Annotated in this window: 2 protein-coding genes; both read right to left on the bottom strand. The window is 47.1% G+C overall.

Annotated features, from left to right (window positions below):
* A partial coding sequence (locus QUB61_RS39415) for a hypothetical protein (protein ID WP_333127513.1) occupies nucleotides 1–296 on the bottom strand: 296 nt, incomplete at its 3' end.
* A complete protein-coding gene (locus QUB61_RS39420) occupies nucleotides 277–1,161 on the bottom strand; it encodes a hypothetical protein (RefSeq protein ID WP_333127515.1) in 885 nt (294 codons plus the stop codon). The genes QUB61_RS39415 and QUB61_RS39420, both read right to left, overlap by 20 nt.
* Between the last annotated feature and the right edge of the window lie 267 nt (nucleotides 1,162–1,428).

The raw sequence follows: 1,428 nt of genomic DNA on the forward strand, positions 1-1,428 counted from the left end.
AGATAACTTAAACAAAAACTGAAATCAATTAAAGCCGTCCTATAAGGACGGGGCTTTGTACCCAATTTTTTGGTAAACGTTCCTTGACATTGGAGATGATTCGGAAGTTGAATCAAGAACTGGGGATTCCCGCTGAAATTCTCATCCAACCCTATAAGTCGGTAAAAATCCCCGCGTAACAATATAACTCGATCGACCTTGGTAGTTGTAGGGTGTGTCGCTGCAGGAAACTTCCCACTAAGGCGCAGATATTCGAGGGCGACGCACCCTACATTCTTACCGCCTTCTGCTGCCAAAAGAACGACTGCGACTCGGTTGACGAGAATTCCTGCCGCTACCAAAACTCGGACTCCGCCTTTGCTGCCGGGAATTTGAGTTGGGATTTCGCCTCAAAGTGCTGCCGCCGTAACCCGAACCGGTCGATCGATTAGCATTTGGCGGTGCTGGATTCCGCAAAGGTACGTTCGATGTGGGCGATCGCAAGCGGCCGGTCGTCCTTAAAACTTGACGGTTTCTCACAGCAGGAGGCGGAGTTCGGTAGCGAGTTTGATATTGGTTAACAGCTTGGCCGTAAGTATTGCCATACCCGCCATATCCTGTCATAATTCCCGGCTGATAGACTGGCGGCATATAATATTGCGGTCTAAATAACAAACTGCCGATCGCCTGACCAGCTATAGCCCCAGCAAACGGTGCCCAGAAGCCTGATTGCTGTCTCACTACTACAGTTTGGGGCTGACCGGTTTGAGGGTTATTGACAGTTTCAGTCACGTTGTGAACGTACTCAATTTTAAAATCTTCTGTCAAATGCAAAACCGCTTGATTGTTCTGCAGACTTAGATAACTTTTCTTACCTGCCGATACTTCTTCATCCGTTAAGCGAGCCATTTGCAAATCCGTACTGCGGTAAACTGGGGGACTGCCGGGGGGAGTATTCAGCAACATCAAACTGTATTCGCCATTAGCATCGTCGTAGGTAGCTTGCTGTACCGGATATTGACCTTGAGCCAAGTTATTGTTGGCTGCAGGACGCGCTGTGTTAACATTATTCCGATTTGCACCAGGATTTGTAGGAGGTTGTGGGGTAGGAGAACCGCAGGCCGTTGCCGTCCCTAAAAAAGTTAAAGCCATTAAATAAACTGTCAGTTTTCGCAGCATCATAAATAGTAATTGGTAATTAGTTAAGGAAGAAGCAAGAAGCCAACAACTCCTCGCCCTGGTTCTGTCAATTGCCTGCCCTGAATCAAGGTAATTGGTAATTATCAAGGACTGGATTTACATCCGATCGCCAATCCCGAGCCCAGTCAATCCATTTTAGATTTTAGATTTTAGATTTTAGATTGACCCCACCGATAAATGCGGGGGCTTGAGGATTTTCGATTTTCGATTTGGGATTGATTCCACGGATAAATCACGTGGCGGGTACCA

It is taken from the genome of Microcoleus sp. C2D2 (assembly GCF_036702495.1).
Classification (GTDB): Bacteria; Cyanobacteriota; Cyanobacteriia; order Cyanobacteriales; family Microcoleaceae; genus Microcoleus.